Here is a 17,199-nt window from a genome sequence, read left to right on the forward strand (position 1 = left end):
ACGACGGCAACGCCAGCCTCACATCGTCCGCGGCTACTTCCACGGCCCCCACGTCCGCTACACCATCGAAGAGAACCCTTTGAGTTTCTGATCAATAGTTCCGACGAGTGTGGGAGCAAACAAAATGGCAGCCCATGAGGAGACCTTCTTGAAGTCGTCACCCTCACCCCGCTGACCTGCGGAAATAGCCCGAACAGGCGGTTCGACCTGCAACGATCAGCCTTTCCGCCTCTTTCACCGTGCTGCCAGTTTGTACGGCCGATCCTCCCCAGCCGCTCCCCAACGGGCCTTCGTTCTCCCCAGATTCTCCCCAGCCGCTGCTGCCCGGGAGGACGGGGCGCCGCTGGCCAGGGCCTGTTTCAAGCGTCGTGCGGAGCTACGCAACGGAGTGCAAGCGAGCAGGACCGGGGGTGGCGGTTGCCTTCGTGGGGCGACGGCTTGACGAACCGATTCGATTCTCCCCCTCGGTTACGTTCCGTCTGCCAGGCTCGGACACGTGACGTACGTAGTGACCGTAGACATCTGCATCTCGGAGGAAACCCCGGAGATGGACCCGCTGCAGCGTGCCGGGGCCGTCGCGCTGATCGAGAGCGGCTTCGCCTCGGTCGACGGCATCGACGGGCCGGACGGCATGGAGGTCGAACTCCTCGACACGATCGTGGGCGTGTATCCGGGCGGGGCACTGCTCAAGGTGTTCGTCGACGCCGAGGCGCTCGAATTCGCGGAGGACGCCGTCCGGGACGTCGTGAGCGAAGTGCTTCGACGCTCCGAGCTGCTCGCGGATTGGACGGTCGAGCGGTGCGAAGTCGAACTGCACCCCGAGATCACTCAGGAGAGCCTCGCCGCCGCCGACGGCCCGAACGGCCCGCCGGACGACCCCGCGGCCCGCAAAGCCCGCCATGCCGAGCCGCCCGCAGCAGCCGAAGGAGGCGAGTACGACGCGCAAGCGAAGGCCGAGGAAGTGCGCGCCCGGATGCTCGTGCTGGCGGACGAGCTGCGTTCCTTTCCACCAGTGATGTTCGGTGTGCAGGACGACCCCGGGGAGGAGGACGGCGACGACTACGGCTTCGCAGTCGCGCCCGACGACGCAATGCTGGCCGCCGGCGCACTGATCTACGCCACCGATGTCTTGATCGACGAGCTGTTCGAGGACGTGCACACCCTGGAGCAGGAGGGCACCAGCGTCGGCGAGTGCGACGGCCCGCTGTGGCACCTGGAGGACCTGCCGGAGATGTACGTCCTCCAGTACGACACCCGTTTCGCCCGCCGCTTTCTGGTGACCGTGATCGCCATGACCACCCGCTTCACCAACGGCAGTTTCGACCAGCTGAGTTGCGTCGCCGAGGAACTTGCCCTGAGGCTGCTCTTGAGCCAGACGACCGTCACCCTGGAGTTGTTCGGGTTGCTCGACGACGGCGTCTCGAACGCCCTAGAAGTGTTCGCCGACAACGTCTACGAGGACATGGACCACGAGTGGCTGTACGACGGTTCGATGGACGGGATCGACGAGGGCGCGGTGGGCTCGGCCCTCGGCATTGCACCCATGGCGTTCGGTGCCTGGTTCACACCGTTCAACCCCGGTAGGCACGTGCACCCATCGGCTGCAGACGAACCGGACACGGCCGCAGTGTGATCCGCCCCGTTCCCTGATGCGACAGAAGTACGGCGGACGCGGAGGTGTTGTTCGGACCGACCGAAGCGGCCCCACCAGGTCATGTCACTTGGCCATGCGCTGGCCCCCCAGACGTAGGGCCCGGGGATGGTCACGGGTCGCCAGTGCCGCAGTCACCCTGCCAACGGCGTCGTCCACGCCTTCGTGCTCCCAGATGCGCAGCGGCAGCCAGCCCAGGTGTACGAGGTGGGCGTCGGTCTCCTCGTCGCGGCGGACATTGCCTTCGAGTTTTCGGCGCCACCATTCGGAGTTGTGCTTCGGAGGTGCAGATGCTTCTGGCACGCGTGCCAGAAGCATCCTTGGACGAAGACTGCGGTTCGCCATCTGGTGAAGGTGACGTCAGCGCGGCGGCGCGGCATCCCGGGGATGGGCATGTTCACGCGGTAGCGGAAGCCCAAGGAATGGAGGGCGCGTCGGAAGGCGAGTTCTGGCGCGGTGTCCCGGTTGCGTTGGGACACCATCACCCTCCTGGCATTCGCGTCCCGTGGGCTCGGTACGCCTCGGCGGCTGTCTTTGGTCTCCACTCCCGATCAACTAGTGGCTGCCGATTCGGTAACCCCAGTTGCCCGGCGCGGTGCGCCCCGGTTGGATCTGTTCGATCGCGAAGGTGGAGCCGGCGCAAGGCATGACGGTCCCGTCGGGGTGGAGGGAGACGGGGCCCCGCCTGGCATCCCAGGGGTCGGTGGGCCAGGAGCCGCGAGGGCACGGCCTTCGTGGGTACTACTCGGGCCTTGCCGTGCCGGAGACGGTGGAAGAGGGCCTCCGCCAGGCCGGAGAAGGACTCCACCTGGACGCGGCAGGTGTGATGATCCGTACAAGTCGGGTGCAGGTGGCCATCGACAGTCGCAATGTGGGGAAAGTGCCACAGGCAACCAAGCCTCGGCGTAGTCTGCGGGAATTACCGCAGGCGGGCCGGGGTGGTCGGCAGTGTGGCGGAGGTGCCATGGGTGGGGACCCGAATGTGTCAGCAATCATCCGCGATCACGGGCGAACGGCGGTGCCGGATCCGTATGGTGACCAGACTCTGCTGACTCCCGCCATGACGAAAGGCTACGACGCCGTACCTGCCGGGGAACTACACCTGCTCCTGCGCTATCTCGAGGCGGTGGTTGCCACCCGTCGGGCACCGGTACACACCGCCGTCGCCTTCAACGCCGTGTACTTCGGGTACGACCTCGGGGGCGATGGCTATGGGGGTACCCCGCTGCGCCTCGACGACTTCCCCGTGATCACCCTCGGCGGGTACGCGCCTACGCTCCCGGTAGGTGCCATGGTGTGCGTAGCCACGGGATCGGACCCGCTGTACGCAGAAATCGTCCACCGCGAGGGCGCACACCCGGAAGTGGGGGCCCTCGGGGACGTACCGGACTGGGTCTCCGGGGCGCCTGCCGGGGCCACGGGCCCGGGGAGGCCGGCGACCGGCGCGGCCCTCCGGCGAAGGGAGCTCCTGGTCCCGGACCTCCAGGCATTCGGCCCGGCCTTGAGCCTGTCGCTGACTCAGCTCCACCGTCTACGCACGCGCCGGCGCTGGATCAACGAAGACGGGCACGTCGTCGTCGACGTCTCCTACCCGTCCCCGGAAGCGGCCCGGTACGACGACCTGACGGCCTACGCGGACCACCTCCTGACCACGGCGAGGGAGCAGCTGCTCAGTCCCTACGTTCCCGTGTCCCTCGCCGAACTCGTGGGCGGCACAAGCGGCGACGAACTGAGGGCTGGCCTCCTTGGTCTGCTCGACACGGTGAGGGGCGTTCTGGCCTCCAGCCCGTCGCTGCGCACGTGGGGCCATTACGCCGTGACCCGGACCTCGCTCGCGGAGTGTTGGGGCGATGCCGGACCACTGGGAGGCGACGACTTCCGCACTCTCGCTGCCGCGGTGGAACATGCGGTCACTCCGGCGAGGCGGCGCCATGGCCTGGCCGTCCCCGTCACGGTGTACACGGCGGTCGGGCCGCGACTTCGCCAGTTCCCCGGTGCGACGGAACTGCTCAGGGGCGTGGGGTACGCCGCGGCGGTCTGCCGCGCGAACATTTCACTCGCCGATGTGGTCCGACGGGACAGTGAACAGGGCCTGTTCGAGAACGGATCCCGGATCACGCTTGACGACATGTTCGAGAGCGGGGGCGTCTGGCGGTCTCATCATCCGGGTGGCGCCGAAGCGCCCGGCGACCCTCTGGCCCCTGCAGGGCGCGGCTGGGCATCGACGCTCCCCGCACTGTCGGAGCCGGAATCAGAGACGGATGCGGAAGTGGAGATCGAACCGGTCGATCTGTCCCTCGCCGACGGTGCCGTCTTGGGGCCTGGCGAACTCCTGCGGAACGACGCGGAGCAGATCGTCTGGCGGTCGCCCCTGCGACTTGCCCATCTCATCGACGGCTGGTTCCCCCTGCACCCGTACGTTGCACACGCGCTCCGCCGGTCTCACGGCCCACGCCTCGCTTCACACCTCGAACTCGACCATGCTGGACAGCCCCTGGCCGAGCGTGCGGCAGCTCAGGATGTCACTGCCGAACTCGACGACGAAACCGGCCGGTTGACTGGCATCCACTGGCCCCGCGACTTCTTTCCCGGCCTCATGCTCGAACTGCGCTGGCTCCGCGGCGAAACGGTGATCCGCGCGACCACGACCCCGCTCACAGATCTGGTGCAGGTTGACGACCGCGTGATCGGGCACTGCTACGACTCCCGCGTGCTCACCAGGGAGGACGCTCCGGGCAGCGATCGCCGTGGCGACAGCGCGGTCGGTCTCGGCCCCCGGCTACTGGTGATGCGCACCGTGCGCCGATGCGGTCTGCTCACCCTGGACGGCCACGCCCTACTGGACCGCTCGGTCCTGCCGAGCGCGGTCTACGGGCGCTGGCCGGCACGGTCTCAAACCGCCGTCCTGGAGTCGGCGGTCGCGGAACTGCTGGCGGAACGAATCCTGGAGCCGGCCCTCGGTAGCCGGGACGCGTGGGGTCAACCGCACTACCCGGCACGTGACGGGGAGCCGGTCATCCCGCTCCTCGGTTACCGGCCTGTACGGCGAAGAGTGATACGCCCATGGGGCGGCACGGAGCCGGACGGCCCGGGGCTGCTGGCCCTCCAGTTCGTCGCCGGTCATCTGCGACGCCTCCGGCCGGGAGCCTCGCCCAGCGAGGCGCAGCGAGCGGCCTTCCGCGCACACTGCCGCAGGCTCGGCAAGGCGGACGGCTGGGAACTTCCCTACGGCTACACGTTCGTCACCGACCACACACGAGGTCACTGAACTGGGAATCCACGGTTCCCACCCCTCCTGTCGCTGTCCTGTTCCTCCCTGCCGGCTCCTCGGCGTCGAGCGAGCCCTTTCCACTGAAGGCCACAGAACGGAGTAGGCGTACATGCACGACCGCTACCGCGTCATCACGGGGCCGCCGCTGTCCCCGCCGACCGTCTCGGCCGAGGACTTCGAAGGTCTGGCCGCCGCACTCAACGCCTTGGACCACCCGGTCGGCGCCGCTCTGAACGAGCTCACGGTCGACATGGTGGAACTCGCCTTCAACTCCCTGCCGCCCAGGGAGCGGCAGAAGCTGCTGGGCGGCCTGGGCATCCGTATGGCGGCTCCTCGCCGGGCGGGCAGGGCCCTGTGCCAGGACCTGCTCGCCCGGATGCGGCGCGACGCTCGGCAGCACACCTGCAGCTGCGGCATCAGGGACCTCACGACCACCGTGCTGGACCAGATCATCGAAGTCGCCTTCGCCCAGGACGGCAAGACCGTCTCCGAGCCCGTTTCCCGATGGGGCACGACACTGCTCCGGGGCACGGTGTTCGCTTGGTGCAATGCCTCCGTCGCCGACGCCTACCTTCTCGCCTGGGCGGCCGACCAGGACTGGTTCATGGAGACGGCCGATGAGGAGGAGACCGTACGCCTGGCGGCTGTGGCCGATGAGGCCCGGTCCGTCATGGCGGCGTACCCGGACTTCGACGGCCGACGGGAAGGCGTCGAGCGGCTGTCCGCGGGTGCGGGTGCGGGTACGAGGCCGGGCAGGACGGCCGTCGCTTCCAAGGGCGCCGCATCGAATTCAGGCGTCCCGCACGACGTGCCCGTGATCGCGTCCGAAGAAGCTGGCGCCGAGCAGAGGACGGACCCGGAGGAGGCGTGCCGACGGATGGAGTCGGCCCTCGCGGGGGCCCGGCGAGCCGCGGAGAACGTGACGGGTGCGGTGGCCGACGGTCTTCCGCCGCATCACGGGGATCTGGCCGTACTGGACGCGCTGGGCGCCGTCTTCGACAGCGCCGACGCGGTGTTCCGCGCGGCGGGAGTGCACGGGGTGCCCCGCAGTCTGAAGGACATGACACAGGCTGCACGTGAGTACCGGACGGCACGCGACCATGACGACCAGGTACGGGGGACGCTGCGGGACCTGCTGGAATGCGCAGGCCAGCTGGACGGCCCTGCCGCCGTTGCCGCCGAAGCCGTAAGGAGAGCGACCCGCCGTCTGCTGGACGCAGAGGTTTGGGAGCTGACACAACGGCAGGAAAGCGCCGTCCTGGCTGACCTGGCACGACTCATCCGAGTGGGGCGAGAGGCGTACGCGGCGACGGAGATCCTGGCCCTGCAGGACCAGATGGTGCGGGTGCTGCCCGCGTGTGCCATGGCGGTGATCATGGCACCTGAACTGGTGCTGGCCCAGCCGCAGGAGACCTTCGCGCAATCCCCCGAGGCGGAGGCCACCGAAGGCGATGTCGGGGGAGTCGAGGAGCTCGCCGCTGACGACACGACCGCCGAGCACGGCGAGCAGGTCTCCGAGGAGGAGGACGGGCTGTCGGAGAGGCCTGACGGCCGCGCCACGGGGGGCTCCGGGCCTCACGCCGTACCGGAACCGGAAGCCCCTGCCCAGACGACTACGCCAGGTCCGATCGCGATCGTCGACGTGCCGGCCGCGGCAGCCTCGAGGATCCCCACCACGGAACCGGAACTGACGGCCTCGCCCGCCGCCTCCGGCCCGGTCGCGGCATCCGTGCCCAGTTTCCCCGCGGCGCGCGATGGGCATGGTCCGCCCGCTGAGCCCGCCCTGAAGACTCTCGCCTCCGCCACCACCGAGGATCATTCCGACGAGGTCGCGACCGAGCGGGTTCTGACGAGGCTGGTCGTGGAGCGGCGCTTCGGACTCGCCCACCACGTGGCGAGGGCGTCCGGCCACCCCGAACCGCAGGTGACGGCGCTCCGTCTGGCTGGTGCCGCCGGGCTGCTGACGTCCGGTGACAGCCAGGGGGCCCGACTGACCGCGGACCTGCTCCAGCGGTACATCGGACACGATGGCCGGGACGCGGAAGGCAGCGAGCTCCTCCTGCTGCCCGCCCTGTTGCGTACGGCGTTGATCACCGGGGATCATCTGGCGGGCGCCCAGTTGAAGTCTCTGGCGCCCCGGCTACCGGAACGGCTGGCGGAAGCGGCGACCGCGGTCGCGGACCGTACCCTCAGCGGCGCACTGATGATGGCCTCGCCGCTGGCGGTCAGCGCCGACGTCTCCGGCGCGGAGGCGCGGCTGCGGGAGTTGCGGGAGCAGTGCCGTGTCCTGCTCCAGCCTCCGAGGCTTCGCTTCGCACGGGCAACGGAGATCGCGAAACGCTGGCTGTCCGACGACGGGCTGCTCGCATCGCTGCTCATGACCGTGGCCGGCGACCACCGCGACGGGCTGGCCCAGGTGCGAGAGCAGGCCGAGCGTCTGTCCAAGCTGCCCGAGATCAGCAACGAGATCGACCGAATGGACCGCAAGCACCGCTCACCCAGTGGCAAGCCTCTCCAGGGCTCCGGGCGCCAGGACCTGGTGCATCTCGTGGAGCGAGCCGTCGGTCTGGCCAAGGAGTGGTGTCTGGCGGTCGACACCATCCGCCGTGGCGACCGTTCCGACGGCAACCGGGCGGTCAAAGAGATCTCCTCGCTGCGGCGGTCCCTGCTGGACGGCCGGGAGACGGCTCTGGGGGAACTGGAGCAGCTGGCGCGAGGCTCGGGCGGGGTCAAGGCTGCATCAGCCTGGGCGGCACGCGACTCGATGGAGGAGCTGTTCGCCCTGCTGGCCGGTGGCAATACCCCGCCCCCGCGTCCCGGCGGTCCCGTGGACCCTGAACTCGTGCTGGACGCGGAACTGCTGAAGGTATGCGACCGCCGCGGCGAGCAGCCGTCGCTCGACGGGCTGTTCACCGCCGTCGACCGGAGCTGGCAGGACGCCCTCGCCGAGCGGCTCGCTCACGACGCCTTCGCCGCGGCTCGCGCTCTCGTCGAGTTGGCGGGACGGGAGCTGCTGTCCGGCGCACGGGCCGAAGAATTCACTCCACCCTCGCCTGCCGAGATCGAGTCGCAGGCGGCCTTCCGGCGCGGGGAGTTGCGTGGGAGCCACGACGATCTTGTCGCCGAACTGCACCGCGCACAGGCCGACGGAGCCGTGACCGACGACCAGGATCTGCGCCTTCAGGAACTCCTCGCCGACGCCAGGGGCCAGCTCGACGGGGCCGACACGTACGACTTGGTGGACGTACGACGAGCGCTCGACGCCGTGCGGGGTGACCTGCCGGCCTTCCGGCAGCAGGCGGCCGACCGGATCCGGGCCCGGCTCGACGCCCTGGACTCCAGCGAGGAGCTGCGTGCGCAGGTTCTGCGGCACCTGGACACCGGTGGTCTGGCCACGGCCGCCGACCTCGTCTATTTCCTGGAGATCGGCGAGGACGTCCCGGAGATCGACGGTGGTGAGTCCCACCTGACGGACTTCTTCCCGGCCGTGCCCGAGGGGCTGCCCAAGGGCGTGGACCATGCCCTCGTCGACCTCGTCCGGTCCGGCGGAACGCACACGGGCATCCCCATCCTGGACTACAGCACACTCTCGACCGACGAGGCGGCTCTGGCGGCCGACGTACTCGACGAGTGGCGGGTGCTGGGTGCGACCGAGCCGAAGGACCGGCTCGACGTGTCCGCGAAGCGGCAGTTGCCGCCGCTCCTCAAACTGCTCGGATACGAGGCCAAGAGTGCCAGGCCGCTCGACGAGCGATCCCCGCACCTGCGCCGGCGAGAGTTCCGCCTCTTCGAGGCGACTGAGGTGGAGATCAACGGCAGGGCGAAGGCGCCCGCGTTCGGCTCGCAGATCCGGGAGCAGGGCGGCAGCCTTCGTGTGCTGATGGTCTGGGGCCGCCCGCCCGCAAAGGTCGTCATGAGCCTGGCGGAGCGCGACAACAGCGGAGCGAGTCTCCTCGTCCTCTACTTCGGCACGCTGAGCCGTGAGGCTCGCGTCGAAATCGCCGTCGGCTCTGATCGGCTGCAGCCGATGTTGGTAGTGGACGATGCCGCCCTGGCCTACCTTGCGGCACGGGGCAATCGACAGGTCAGCACGGCCACGCAGACACTGTTGCCGTTCTCCGGTGTCAACCCGTACATCAGAGAGAAGCGTGGCCGGATCGGCGGCGAGATGTTCTACGGCCGTGACGCCGAGCGCAAGAGCGTTCTGGACCCGCACGGCACGCAGGTCATCTTCGGCGGCCGGGGACTCGGCAAGTCCGCCCTGCTTAGCGATGCCGGAGAGCGGTTCGAAGAGCAGCGCCCCGGCTACCAGCTCGCGGTGTACGTGAACCTCGATCAGGAGAACATCGGAAAGGGCAGCTCACTGGGGCCGGAGGCGCTGTGGAGCGTCCTAGATCGGGAGCTCCGAGCGGCTGAGGTGCTGGGCGGGCAGCCGGGTCGCAGGTCGGGGCAGGACATCTCCGAACGGGTCCGTGCTGGCATCCGCGCCTGGCTCGACGGGGATTCCCGTCGGCGTTTGCTCGTTCTGCTCGACGAGTGCGACCAGTTCTTCGAAGCGGACGCTCCTCGCTTCGAGCAGACCAAGAAGCTCAAGGGCCTCGGATCCGACACCAAGGATCGCGCCAAGGTCGTCTTCGCCGGCCTGCACTCCGTGCAGCGGTTCTCCAAGCTCGCCAGCAACGGACCGTTCGGCCACCTCGCGCAGACTCCGAAGGTGATCGGCCCGCTCGCACCCCAGTCCGCCGCCGAACTGTTGGTGGACCCGATGCGGGCGCTCGGCTTCGAGTTCCAGGACATGGATCTCATCAACCGGGTCCTCGGATACTGCTCCTACCAGCCGTTCCTGCTGCAGATGTTCGGCCACCGGCTGGTCGAGGTGATGCACCGCAAGCGGGCAAGGCGCGGAGCCGAGGGGCCCCCGTACGCTGTGGAGATCACCGATATCGAGGTCGTGGAGTCGGACACCGGTCTCAGAGACGGTATCTCGGCGGCGTTCAAGGACACCCTGAGCCTTGACCACCGCTACGACGTGATCGCCAACGTGCTGGCCTATCACGCGCGCCATCGTGGCCTTGAGGTTCGACTGAGCGACGCCGAACTGCGCGAGGAGTGCGAGACGTTCTGGCGCAAGGGCTTCGAACAGCTCGACACGGAAGGATTCCGCGCCTACCTCTCCGAGATGGTGGGCCTAGGAGTGCTTGCCCCCAACCACGACGGGCAGGGCTGGCACCTGAGGGGTCCGAACGCCCTGCGCATGATCGGAACCTCCCACGAGGTGGACGCCCGCTTGCTCAGGGCCGAACGCGACTGCGAGCTCCAGGAGAGCATCGTGCAAGAGGGTCGTCCCGAGCTGCTCGACAATCGGCCGGCTCCGCTCACCATCACCCAGCTCGACGACCTTCTCGGCGAGCGGTCCAACCAGACGAGGGTCGTCCTCGGCACCACGGCGACGGGTGTCGGAGACGTCGGCGACACCCTCCGTGAGATTGCCGGACGGATCGTCGGCTGGACGCTGCCGCCCGTCGGTAAGCCCAGCGTATACAAGCAGGAGCTCACGGGCGGCCGCCCCCGGGAACGACGGGTCGTCATCAGCGACTTCGCCCGCTATCCGGACGCCCGGCCCGAGGCTCCCCGACAGGCCGTCGATTTGGCTGAGGAGCTGCTGCCCGCCACGCCGGGGGTGACCCGTGCCGTGGTCGTCGTCACGGATCCCACCCAGCTGGGCTTGTGGCGCCCCCTGCTGACGGGCACCGAACGCACCTCGGCGGCTCCCGTCGTACTGCGACGACACGACCGCCGCAGCCTGCACAGCTGGGCCCAACGGGTCGAGAAGTTCCACACGGAGGACCGCCTGGACCGTCTCCACGAGCTGACCGGAGGCTGGCCGATCCTGGTCGACCGGGCCCACCGCCTTCACGGCGAACTGGACGATTCGGACGCGGTGCTGGACCGGCTGGCCGTTGTGTGCGGGGACCGGACCGAGGCTCGCGCGTTTGCCGAGGCGACCGGCGTGTATGCGGCCCCGCTGCTCGTGACCGGCTACCGGTCTCTCGCCGAGGAGTTCATGGAGGACACGTTTGACCTGGAGAGTGCAGTGACCGCCGTAGCGGTTCGGATCGAGGACGAAGATGAGGCCCGCTGGATCGTTACCTGCCTCGATGCGCTTCAGGTGTTCGATCATCAGGGGAACCAGTTGCGTCTGGAACCGTTGCTCCGGAGGTGCGTGATGTTGCAGGGCTGACACCGAGGCAGGGGCGAACTTCTGCCCGGCAGCTCCGGAGTCGGTTCCTGCTTGGTCGAGATGACTTCCTGCCAGGCGGGTACGGATCTGCAGCGCAGCGAGCGGCGAACGCGGCGACGAGGAGGCCCCGCCCTGGAGGGGTCTCACCCGTGACCTCTTCGAACCAGCCACATGCGGGCCCGGTTCAGCTATGAACGTGAGGCCATGAGCTGGCCCGGCGCCGCGAACGCGGTGGCACGGAAGGAGTTGCGGACCTCCGCTAGGGGTTCGCGGTCACGGTTGAAGCGGAGTTTGTTGGTGAGGAGGACGGACCATCTGCCCTGCTGCGGGCTGATCCACGTGCCAGTGCCCGTGAAGCCGTAGTGGACCCAGATGTCCTCAGTGGGGGCAGTGCCGGGGGCCGGGTGCCAGAAGAGGCCGCGGGCGGGCGTGAGGTCGCCAGTTTGGACGCGGAGGGATTCCTCGATCCAGGCCGGCCCGAAGGCTGCTTGGGCGGGGACGAGCATGTGGCGAAGGAAGCGGGCCAGGTCGTCGAGCACCGAGAAGGTGCCGGCGATGCCGCAGACGCCGTCGAGGAGGCGGGCGGAGAAGTCGTGGGCGGTGCCCTTGAGGTGGGTGGCGGTGGTCTCCTCGTACTCGGTGGGGGCGCAGCGGACCGCCTCGGCATCGGGGAGCGGGCCGAAGCGGGTCTGCGTCATGCCCAGGGGGTTCCAGATGCGGTCGGTGGCGAGCTGGTCCAGGGGCTGGCCCGAGAGGTGCTCGGCGAGGTAGCCGAGGACGAGGGCGGCTCGGTCGGTGTACTCGACGGCCTCGCCGGGCGGGCGGTGGAGTGCCTCGTGGAGGACGCCGTCGCGGATGTCCTGGGGGTCGGTGCCGTAGAGGTTCTTCAGGTTGGCGCGCAGCGGCAGGCCGGCGGTGTGCGTGAGCAGTTGGTGGGCCGTGGCCCGGGCGAGGGGGTGGCCTGCGGCTTCGTCCCAGAAGGTGCCCAGCGGGGTGTGGAGCTGGAGCTTGCCTTCTTCGACCAGGGTGCCGATCGTGGACCAGACGGCGAGGATCTTGGTGAGGCTGGCCACGTCGAAGACGGTGTCCAGCCGCATGGGCTCGTCCGGGTGGTCGGGGTCCAATAGGCCGACGGCTCCGCTGGCCTCGATGCCGTCGGCGTTCCCGACCGCCCACACCGCGCCGGGGTAGACCTCGTCGCGCACGCCGGTCTGGAGGAGGTCTTCGATCCGGTCGGTGGTGTGGGTCATGGTCTCCCGATCGTCGTGGGCCCGCGGGTGGTCCGTTGGACAGGTTAGTGACGCGGCCGGGGCGGTGCCGGCTGCGCCACGGGTGGTGTCAGGCGAGTCGCCGGCCGAGGTCGGTGATGGCCGTGGCGGTGGCGCTGAGGGGGAAGCGGGCGGCGTTGGTGCGGCCGGATGCGCGGAGCATCTCCAAGAGGCCTGGGGTGGTGCGCAGGCGGTGGAGGTCGTGGGCAGCGGTGGTGGGGTTGGTGAAGTCGGTGGCCAGGCCGGTACCGGAGAGGGCTTCGCTGAGTCCGGGAACGGGTTGGTAGAGGACGGGGAGTCCGCAGGCCTGGGCTTCGAGGGCGACGAGGCCCATGGCCTCCAGGGTGGTGGAGGGCACGGCGAGTACGTCGTGGTCGGTGAAGGCCCTCCACAGTTGGGCGCGGCGGAACCAGCCGAGGTAGCGGACGTGGACGCCGAGCTGGCGGATGACCGGGGCGAGGTCGAGGAACTGGGCGCGCGGGGCGGCGATGCTCAGCTCGACCGAGCGGGTGGCCGCGACGGCTTGGAGGAGGGGTTCGAGGCCCTTCTCGGAACTGAGGCGGCCTGCGAAGAGGATCCGCAGGTGGCTGGTGGGACGTCGGGCGGGCCGGGGCGGTGGGCTGGTCAGGAGGCCGTCGGGGATGCCCCAGGGGATCTTCTCGATCTTGCGCCTGTCCGTCTTTGGGGCGAGCTTGAGCAGGCGGTCGGCCATGGCGCCGGTGGGGACGATGATCGCGTCGGCAGCGGAGGCGGTCTCGCGGAGAACGCGCAGCTGCGTGGTGTGGTTCTCGGCGTGCAGGAGGTCGGTGCCGTGGACGAAGGCGATCCGGGGGTGGGCGGGTAGGGCCCGCAGGAGGGCGGGCGTGGCGCCGAATGTCAGGTGGTGCAGGTGCACGACGCTGATCTGGCGCGGGTCGATGGCGGCCGTCATGGCGAGGCGCAGGTTGGTGACGTACCGGCTGAAGGCGTGGCCGTCGAGGCACTTGCCGGACGCGTGCAGCAGGTCGATGCCGGCCGGGGTGCGGGTGCGGGGGCCGTCGGGAGCGAGCATGAAGGCGCGGGAGGGGATGGCGGGCTGGGTGCCGGCGTAGAGGTCGAGGAACAGTTCGACGCTTCCGCCGGGACTGGGGAACGGCAGGTCGAGGGCGGTGGCGACGACGCGGTTCACTGGCGGCCTCCAGGGTTCTCCTCGTAGAGGCGGGACGTCTCGATGCCCTCGCTGGTGCGGTACTTGAGGCCGTGCTGCTGGTAGCTGACGGGGGAGCCGTGGGTGCGGAGGAAGACGAGCTTGCCGAAGGTCATGCCGGGCCGGACGCGTACGGAGCGGGTGGCTCGGATCTCCAGGGTCCAGCGGATCGCGTGGCCCTGGTGCCCGAGCGGCGCGGAGACGTGGACCCAGATGCCGAGGGAGCCGGTGGTCCGGTCGCCGTTGAGGAGCTGGGCGTAGGCCTCGGAGCCCGTGCGCTCCAGGGTGTGGCCGAGGTAGAGGTTCCCGGGCTCCAGGACGTACCCGTCGTCGGGGAGGGTGAGCTCGGAGAAGGCGGTGGGACTGGCGGCGTCGAGGTCGCCCTCGCAGACGCGGAGCGTGCTGCCCAGGCGCCAGTCGTACGCGTTGGGGGACAGGCGGTCCGGGTCGTACGGGTCGATGGTGATGAGGCCCGCCTCGCGGGCGGCGGCGATGGCCCTTCCGGTGAGGATCACGAGGTCACCGCCGTGGCGTCGAGGTCGCGCCAGTACGCGGAAGGCTGGGGCCCGGAGGCCGCCTGGTACTTGCCCTGGTACAGGTCGATGGCGCCCTCGGAGACGAAGAACATGATCTGCCCGATTTTCATCCCGGCGTAGACGCGCACGGGGCGGGTCGGGGTGAGCATCAGCGTCCACTGGCCGTGGAAGCCGATGTCGCCGATGGGTGCGGTGATCTCGACGAACAGCCCCAGTCGGCCGACGGAGGAGCGACCGAAGAGCAGGGGGACGAAGAGGTCGGATCCCACCTCCTCCAGGGTGTTGCCGAGATACAGCTCGCCGGCCTGCAGGACGTGGCCGTCGTCGCCGATCTCTGTGCGGCGGGTGGGGTTCGGGCGGTGGGTGTCGAGTACCTGGTCGGTGTAGGTGAGCAGGGTCCCGCCCAGGCGGACGTTGTAGCTGTTCGGGTTGACCTGGGTCGACGTGAAGGGGGAGATGCGCAGCCGTCCGTCCTTCGAGGCGGAGGTGATCTCGGGCCCGGTGAGGATCACTGGTCGTCTCCGTTGGTCAGGATGCTCCGGATCGCCGAGCCGAGGCTGAGGCCCGAGGGCTGGGCTCGGCTGCTGAGACAGGTGTCGGCGAGGTAGTCGGTGGTCAGCACGCTCGTCAGCCCGGCGGGGAGCAGATCGGGGGAGGTGATCAGAGGTCCTGCCCGCTCGGTGAGGTGAGTGATCAGGGCAGTGGGGTTGTTACGGAAGGCCGGCGCGACCTGGGCCTCGACCAGGCTGTTGTCGAACGGCTCGATGGCCAGCAGATCTCCGGCGGTGAGGACTTCGCCGAGCAGCGTTGTGCGCACGGCGGTCTCGTTGAGGACGACGGCCTCGCTGCCCAGTCCGCTGCGCAGCCGGTCGGCCAGTTCTCGGAGCAGGGCGTGGCGGTCGAGCGGCTTGTTCCGATAGGGCGCGACGAGACGGCCCAGCGGCTCGGCCAGCTGTGCGTCGATGGAGGCGATCTGTTGACGGACGGAGGCCAACTCGGTCGGTAGGACGGATCCCGAGGTGTCGGGGAAACGAGCCGCCCGTCCGACCCAGCCTTCGGGGGAGCGCTCGGCGACTGCGTAGCCGACGGCGAGTTCCTGCCCCTTGAGCACGAGGGTGCTGCCGACCCGTTCGGGTCCGGTGTGTTCGCTGTGGCAGTGGCCGGCGAAGACCACGTCGAGGAAGGGGCACGTCTCGGCGAGCTGGAGGTCCTGCTCGAAGCCGGAGTGGCTGAGGAGGACCCAGGAGTCGACCTCGTGGTGGTGCGCGAGCATCAGCTCGCGCAGGGCGTGGACTGGATCGGTGACGCGGTGGCCGGACCGCTGCCCGACCGGGATCGACCTGAATGCCTGCTGGCCGATCACGGCCGTGACGGCCGTCGTTCGGCCCGCGATGTCCACGATGCGCAGACGTCGGAAGAGCGCGTTGCCGGTGGAGTCCTCGACGACGTTGGCGCATACGGTCCGCCGGTGGAGGCCCGGCTCGAAGTAGTGCAGCCAGCCATGGTTCCCGGGAGCGACGACGTCGTACAGGGCGAGCAGGATGTCCCGTTCGAGTGCGCCCTGGCCGAGGCGGTAGTACCCGGTGCCCTCGAAGAAGTCGCCGCAGTCCACCAGCAGGCTGTCCGTGCGCGCCTGGTGGAGGTGCCCGAGCAGTGGGCCGCCGGTACCGAGGGAGGAGTGGACGTCGGTGGTGGCCATGATCTGTCGTAGGGAGCGGGACGTGGTCATGGCGCGACCTCGCAGATGTCGGCGCCGAGGTGGAGGAGCTTGCCGGGCAGGTCGGCGTGGCCGCGGCGGAGCTGGTCGACTCCGCCGAGGGTGGTGATGCCGCGGGCGGTCAGGGCGGCGACCATGAGCGCGGAGCCGGTGCGGATGTCGGTGGCCTCTACCCCGGCTCCGGTGAGGCGTTGCGGGCCGGTCAGCCGGCATTCGGTGGGGGAGATCTCCTCGATCTTCGCGCCGAGCCGAGCCAACTGGGGCAGCAGGTTCCCGTGGCGGCCGGGGTTGATGGAGTCGGCGAACAGGTGTGTCCCGGGCTGGCCGAGAGCCAGTGCCATCAGGGGAGGTTCGAAATCGGCGTCCAGGCCGCCGGTGGCCAGTGTGGCGATGGCGCGAAGGGGACGGCCCGTGGGCCGGGCGGCGCTCCCGTCGACAACGAGGGCGTCCTCACGTACTGCGGTGGGGATGCCCAGCCGCTGCAGGGCTGCCTGCAACGGCACGACATCCCGACCTTGGACGCCCTCGATGCGCGCGGTCCCACCGGTGGCGGCGACGGCGCAGGCCAGGGTGCCTGCCTCGATCTTGTCGCCCGGAACGCGCCAAGCTGGCATCTCGGCCGGTGATGCCGCTGCCGGGCTCAGGTCCAGGACCTGTTCGCCGGCTCGGGCCTTCCATCCCGCCGAGCGCAGGGCGTCCAGCACGGCGAGGACTTCCGGCGACAGGTTCGGCCGCCCGAGGCGCAGCGCACGGCCCGCGACGACCGCACGCAGGACGGCGACGACCGTCGCACCGCGCGACCGGAATGGGAGCGCGTGGGAAACCGTTCCGGTCGCGGGTCGACCGGCCTCGACGGCGTAGCCCTCGTCATGGACGGCGACACGGTCACCGAACGCCTCGTACACCTTGAAGTGCAGGTCCATGCCGCGCTCCCCGATCCGGCATCCCCCGGGCCAGGGCAGCCGGGCGTTCCCCTGTAGGGCGAGGAGTGCGGGCACCAGGTAGTACGACGCGCGGATCCGTGCGGCCGGGGCCAGGTCGGGTTCCGCGGGTACGACGTCAGGGGCCATGATCACCACGCTGTCGGGCCGTCCCACAGCTCGGGCTACGTGCCAGCCCGCCCCTTGGATCAGGGTGAGCATCCAGTGGACGTCGGCGCTGGCAGGGACGTTCTCCAGCTGGACGGTCCGGCGCACGGCTGCTGCGGCGGCCAGCAGCGGCAGGGCGGCGTTCTTGGAGCCGTCGACGGTGACCGAACCGGAGAGGGGGCTCCCCGGACGTACGGCGATCACCTCCGCGCTCGTCGCAAGAGCTCGATGGGGTGCCATG

General features: G+C 69.5%; 10 protein-coding genes and 1 pseudogene. 3 read left to right on the top strand and 8 right to left on the bottom strand.

The annotated features are described in order from the left end of the window. Positions 1-496: 496 nt before the first annotated feature. Positions 497-1,633, top strand: a complete 1,137-nt coding sequence (locus ACIQV3_RS33990) for a hypothetical protein (protein ID WP_403719298.1) — start codon at positions 497-499, stop codon at positions 1,631-1,633. A gap of 84 nt (positions 1,634-1,717) precedes the next feature. Here the strand turns inward: ACIQV3_RS33990 and ACIQV3_RS33995 are convergent, their stop codons facing one another. After that, positions 1,718-1,954, bottom strand: coding sequence for a hypothetical protein (locus tag ACIQV3_RS33995; RefSeq protein ID WP_403719559.1), 237 nt, complete (start codon positions 1,952-1,954; stop codon positions 1,718-1,720). A gap of 59 nt (positions 1,955-2,013) precedes the next feature. After that, a pseudogene (locus tag ACIQV3_RS34000) lies at positions 2,014-2,133 on the bottom strand (very short patch repair endonuclease); the annotation flags it as partial. Positions 2,134-2,615: 482 nt separating this feature from the next. On the opposite strand from ACIQV3_RS34000, the gene ACIQV3_RS34005 reads away from it, so the two are divergent. Together ACIQV3_RS34005 and ACIQV3_RS34010 are read left to right on the top strand one after the other, a co-directional pair. Then, positions 2,616-4,919 (top strand): hypothetical protein, encoded by a 2,304-nt coding sequence (locus ACIQV3_RS34005; RefSeq protein WP_403719300.1) that lies wholly within the window; start codon positions 2,616-2,618, stop codon positions 4,917-4,919. Between the two features lie 112 nt (positions 4,920-5,031). Beyond that, complete coding sequence (locus ACIQV3_RS34010) at positions 5,032-11,163, top strand: hypothetical protein (protein WP_403719301.1); 6,132 nt, start codon at positions 5,032-5,034, stop codon at positions 11,161-11,163. A 188-nt stretch (positions 11,164-11,351) separates the two neighbouring features. Here the strand turns inward: ACIQV3_RS34010 and ACIQV3_RS34015 are convergent, their stop codons facing one another. The 6 genes from ACIQV3_RS34015 to ACIQV3_RS34040 all read right to left on the bottom strand — a co-directional run bounded on the left by ACIQV3_RS34015 (position 11,352) and on the right by ACIQV3_RS34040 (position 17,198). Then, positions 11,352-12,413, bottom strand: a complete 1,062-nt coding sequence (locus tag ACIQV3_RS34015; protein WP_403719303.1) for a serine hydrolase domain-containing protein — start codon at positions 12,411-12,413, stop codon at positions 11,352-11,354. An 88-nt stretch (positions 12,414-12,501) separates the two neighbouring features. Further along, the gene (locus ACIQV3_RS34020) at positions 12,502-13,599 is read right to left on the bottom strand and encodes a glycosyltransferase family 4 protein (protein ID WP_403719307.1); all 1,098 of its coding nucleotides are present in this window, start codon (positions 13,597-13,599) and stop codon (positions 12,502-12,504) included. Continuing rightward, positions 13,596-14,132 carry a dCTP deaminase domain-containing protein gene (locus ACIQV3_RS34025; protein ID WP_403719314.1) on the bottom strand — a complete coding sequence of 179 codons (537 nt, stop codon included), beginning with the start codon at positions 14,130-14,132 and terminating at the stop codon, positions 13,596-13,598. The genes ACIQV3_RS34020 and ACIQV3_RS34025 overlap by 4 nt, the downstream gene beginning before the upstream one ends. Beyond that, positions 14,129-14,665 (bottom strand): dCTP deaminase, encoded by a 537-nt coding sequence (gene dcd / locus ACIQV3_RS34030; protein WP_403719317.1) that lies wholly within the window; start codon positions 14,663-14,665, stop codon positions 14,129-14,131. Before dcd ends, ACIQV3_RS34025 begins: the two co-directional genes overlap by 4 nt. Then, positions 14,662-15,882 carry a bifunctional metallophosphatase/5'-nucleotidase gene (locus ACIQV3_RS34035; protein WP_403719320.1) on the bottom strand — a complete coding sequence of 407 codons (1,221 nt, stop codon included), beginning with the start codon at positions 15,880-15,882 and terminating at the stop codon, positions 14,662-14,664. The genes dcd and ACIQV3_RS34035 overlap by 4 nt, the downstream gene beginning before the upstream one ends. Next, positions 15,879-17,198: a UDP-N-acetylglucosamine 1-carboxyvinyltransferase gene (locus ACIQV3_RS34040; protein ID WP_403719323.1), complete on the bottom strand. Its 1,320-nt coding sequence runs from the start codon at positions 17,196-17,198 to the stop codon at positions 15,879-15,881. The genes ACIQV3_RS34035 and ACIQV3_RS34040 overlap by 4 nt, the downstream gene beginning before the upstream one ends. Position 17,199: the final 1 nt, after the last annotated feature.

This window comes from Streptomyces sp. NPDC099050 (genome assembly GCF_044759865.1).
Taxonomy (GTDB): Bacteria; Actinomycetota; Actinomycetes; order Streptomycetales; family Streptomycetaceae; genus Streptomyces.

What these genes read in the sequence shown, in the direction of transcription:
- ACIQV3_RS34005 (WP_403719300.1), top strand. Translation starts at nt 2,616, where the DNA reads ATGGGTGGGGACCCGAATGTGTCAGCAATCATCCGCGATCACGGGCGA.
- ACIQV3_RS34010 (WP_403719301.1), top strand. Translation starts at nt 5,032, where the DNA reads ATGCACGACCGCTACCGCGTCATCACGGGGCCGCCGCTGTCCCCGCCG.
- ACIQV3_RS34015 (WP_403719303.1), bottom strand. Translation starts at nt 12,413, where the DNA reads ATGACCCACACCACCGACCGGATCGAAGACCTCCTCCAGACCGGCGTG.
- ACIQV3_RS34035 (WP_403719320.1), bottom strand. Translation starts at nt 15,882, where the DNA reads ATGACCACGTCCCGCTCCCTACGACAGATCATGGCCACCACCGACGTC.
- ACIQV3_RS34040 (WP_403719323.1), bottom strand. Translation starts at nt 17,198, where the DNA reads ATGGCACCCCATCGAGCTCTTGCGACGAGCGCGGAGGTGATCGCCGTA.